Origin of the sequence: Streptomyces sp. NPDC059037 (assembly GCF_042740015.1) — a bacterium.
Classification (GTDB): Bacteria; Actinomycetota; Actinomycetes; order Streptomycetales; family Streptomycetaceae; genus Streptomyces.
The window spans coordinates 1-2,811 of record NZ_JBHYIG010000486.1; the positions used below are offsets into that span (position 1 = coordinate 1).

1 protein-coding gene and 1 pseudogene are annotated in these 2,811 nt (G+C 64.2%); both read right to left on the bottom strand.

Annotated elements, in window-relative coordinates:
* Positions 1-191: 191 nt before the first annotated feature.
* A pseudogene (locus ACFWY6_RS44960) lies at positions 192-1,473 on the bottom strand (IS701 family transposase).
* A gap of 307 nt (positions 1,474-1,780) precedes the next feature.
* Positions 1,781-2,686, bottom strand: coding sequence for a phosphotransferase family protein (locus tag ACFWY6_RS44965; RefSeq protein WP_384703585.1), 906 nt, complete (start codon positions 2,684-2,686; stop codon positions 1,781-1,783).
* Positions 2,687-2,811: the final 125 nt, after the last annotated feature.

The following is a 2,811-nucleotide window of genomic DNA, read 5'->3' on the forward strand; positions in this document are numbered from 1 at the left end:
CCCCGTGAACGTCTCCACCCACACACGATCAGCCCTCAACACCCCAGCCATACACCGGAGATGCCCAGTTCACGGCCTTGTGCAACGCGCTTTAGTAGGACTCCGTTAGGTCTGTCGGGTTCTCGTGCATCTGGGCAGGTCACGGGCTGGCAGGGGGCGATGGCAGGTGGTGCAGGTGCCGGTCCAGCACCTCAGCAAGTCCTGGAGGGCATCGAGGACTTGGTAAAGGGTGAGGCCGGCGCGGGGGCTTTTGGGGAGAGCCGTTGTTCGGTGAGGAAGGCGTGGGCGGCGGTGACGAGGGTGACGTGGTGGTGCCAGCCGGTCCAGGATCGCCCCTCGAAGTGGTCCAGGCCCAGGCCGTGCTTGAGCTCGCGGTAGTCGTGCTCGATGCGCCAGCGGGCCTTCGCCTGGCGGACCAGATGCTCGATGGGCGTGTCATCGGGCAGGTTCGACAACCAGTAGTCGGTGGGAGTCTCGGCGGTGGTGGGCCACTCGGCGATCAGCCACAGATCGGGCAGTATGCCGTCCCACCAGCCCTGTTCGGCGGAGGCCCGGGCCTTGAGGGGGCGCTCGATGGCCTTGCCGGCTGGGCGGACCCGCACGGCGGCGAAGCAGGACCGCATCGGCCCGCGGGATCCTCGGCGCCACGTCACCTCGGTGAACGCGTCGCGTCCCAGACCGGTCGCGAGAGCGGCGACGGGCAGTGGGGGTTGGCGGTAGCGCGGCTGGGGCCAGCAGCCGTTGGTGCCCTTGCGAGGAGGAGCGACGGGCAATGCATCGAAGGGGTGAGCTGTGACGTCGGAGCGGATGGACACCATGTAGTGGAGGTCGCGTTCGGCCAGTGCCTCCCGGAATCGTGCGTTGGTTCCGTACGCGGCATCGGCCACGATCACCTGCGGGGTCAGTCCCCAGGTGGTGAGCTCGTCGAGGATGTCCAGGGCGAGCAGCCACTTCTCCCGGTGTCCGACATCGGCCGGGACGTGCGTCTTGGCCCGTCGTTCGGCGTCATCCGCCCACTCCGCGGGCAGGAACAGCCGCCACTGCAGCGGACACGACGCAGTGGCGGTGACCGCGTGAACGCTCACTGCGACCTGACAGTTCGCACGTTTGCCCAGGGCGCCGCAGTACTGCGGCGCAACCCCCACCGACATACGACCGTCCTTGGGCACCGACACGTCATCGATCGCCCACGCATCGGGGGCGAGAGACCTCGCCATGCGCGCGGCGATCCGGCGCCGCACCGGCAGCGGATCCCACGGCGACTGGTTCACGAACTGCTGAAGGTTCTGCTCGTTCCCGTCCGGCAACCGCGAGGCCATCGCCTGGATCGACTTCCTGCGCCCGTCCAGCATCAGTCCCCGCAGATAGCAGTCCGCCTTGCCCCCGCTGATCTCGCCGCGGCACCGAGGCAAACACATCCTCAACGAACTCCACCAAGTCAGCCCGCAGGCCCTGAAGTTGTCCTACGTCCACGCATCCAACATGCCCTTGAACAGGCCGAACCTGAAGACCTAACGGAGTCCTATTAGCGGCTCCATCAGCCCCCGGATCGGCAACACCACGCGAACTCGCTCCTATGAGGACTCGCCACGTTGGGCGGACCGTTCGCCAACTTCACTGAGACCGGACACCAACCTACTCCCCGCCAGACCCGCCGGTGCCGGGGACTGCCTCATCCTGCTGTCCTGAGCCACCCAAGCACCTTCGTACGAGGGAAGCCACACTTCAGCAGTTGGGGCAGGAAGAAACCCAGTCACTCACAGCAGCACGTACCGGCGATTCACAGAATGTTCCACTGGAGCTGATAGTTCTCGTGCCGCAGTCCATGAATCCGGCGTTCCACCTCTACGAGGCTTCCAGGTGAGTGTCTTGCCTTCCTGGCATTGGTGGTAATCATTCGAAGTTCACGGACATCACGCAAGGTGCGGAAGCCTTTGGATTTGGTGATGTCATACCCGTATTCCTCTGAGAACTTCTGGTAGTGGTCAGCGCCATACCCGAATCGCCGGCAGTGCACTTCCACTGTCACAAGGTCCCATTCTGGCTGCCCAAGCGAGAAGGTGTCCCAGTCGCACAAGACAACGCGCCCTCTGTCATGGAGGGCGTTCCGGTGTTGCGGATCTCCTTGCAAGATGCCTTCTGGCAACTCGAAGCGCACGCCCGCCAGTTCCATCTCGAGCCGGTCAGCACGCTGTTTGAGGTAGGTGATAACGCCTTCAGGTAGAGAGGTGGTGGCCGACAAGGACTTGCGGATTGCGCGGATGTTGTCGTGGCGTTTGACGGGGAATGAAGGAAGCGGGAAATTGTGCAGGGCATGCAGGGGTTCGGCCAGCTGTGCCGCCATGACTGGGAGAGCGGGTTGCGGAAGGTAGACCCAGAAGGTCACAGCATGCTCATTGATGACGGCAGGCTGTTCGGGTATGGGGTGCAGGGGAACCGTTGGGAAGCCGTTCTCCATCAGGAGTTGGACGAATCGAACGGTGCGCTGAACGTCACTGATGTTTGATCCGCGGCGGGCGATTTTCACAACGACTGGTGATTTTTCGAGGAGTATTACCGCATTGGTGTGGCCTCGGAGCAGTCGTGCGCCGGTCGGGTCCAGTCCTGCGGCCAGGCAGGCCTGATCGAGAACGTGGTGCAGCTCGGCTTCGTCGAAGCCGCCGTGGATCGGTGTGGGTGCCGTCATGAGGGCAAGGCTGGCCGACGAGGCACCGGCCTGTCACCCTTGCGCGGGAGGCAGCGCGAGGATCTGGTCGAGTTCTTTCGCCGCTCTGCCGCGTTGCGCCGCAGGTGGGAGGATCTGGATGACCT